General features: G+C 72.1%; 1 protein-coding gene. It reads right to left on the bottom strand.

Annotated features, from left to right (window positions below; translation table 11 throughout):
• Positions 1-69: 69 nt before the first annotated feature.
• The coding region (locus BI327_RS40860) for an aconitase family protein (RefSeq protein ID WP_245335086.1) at positions 70-811 on the bottom strand (742 nt) is incomplete at its 5' end.

The following is an 811-nucleotide window of genomic DNA, read 5'->3' as shown; positions in this document are numbered from 1 at the left end:
GTCGTAGATCGGCTGGATCTCGCCATCGGGCTGGTGGCGGGTCAGGCCGGCCGGGCCTTGCGGCAGCAGTTAGTTGACCAGGGTCGGCTGCGCGAAGGTGGCGCGCATCATCACGCGGTGGTTGCCGCGGCGCGCCAGGTAGGTGTGCAGCGCATCGGCCGGCACGCCCAGCGACAGCAGGTAACGCCCGGCGCTTGACTCGGGCGGGATCTCGTTGGCGGGCGAGATATGGTCGGTGGTGACCGAGTCGCCCAGGATGAGCAGGGCGCGCGCGCCCTCGATGCGCACCGTGCCGGTCTGCAACGGCACGTCCAGATAGGGCGGCCGGCGCAGGTAAAGGCTGTCGGCGTCCCACGGATAGCAGGCGCCGCTGCCGCCAGGCAGGGCCTGCCAGGCCGGATCGCCCTCGAACACGTCGCGGTAGCGCTCGGTGAACATCATGGGCCGCACGTAGTCGGCCACCACGGCGTCGATCTCGGCGTCGCTGGGCCACAGGTCCGACAGCATCACCGCCGCGCCGTCGGCGCGCCAGCCGACCGCTTCGCGCTGCAGATCGCGCATGACCGTGCCGGCCAGCGCGTAGGCCACCACCATCGGCGGCGACACCAGGTAATTGGCCCGCGCCAGCGGATGGACACGGCCGGGGAAGTTGCGGTTGCCCGACAGCACCGCCGCCACGCGCGGCGAGCCGTCGGCGATGCGCTGCTCCACCGCCGGTGACAATGAACCGGACAGACCGGCGCAGGTGGCGCAGCCGTAGCCGGCGGTGTGAAAGCCCACCGCGTCCAGCGCGGCCTGCAGCCCGCTGGCG

Source organism: Bradyrhizobium mercantei, assembly GCF_001982635.1.
Taxonomy (GTDB): domain Bacteria; phylum Pseudomonadota; class Alphaproteobacteria; order Rhizobiales; family Xanthobacteraceae; genus Bradyrhizobium; species Bradyrhizobium mercantei.
This window is presented reverse-complemented; position numbering and strand designations above follow the sequence as displayed.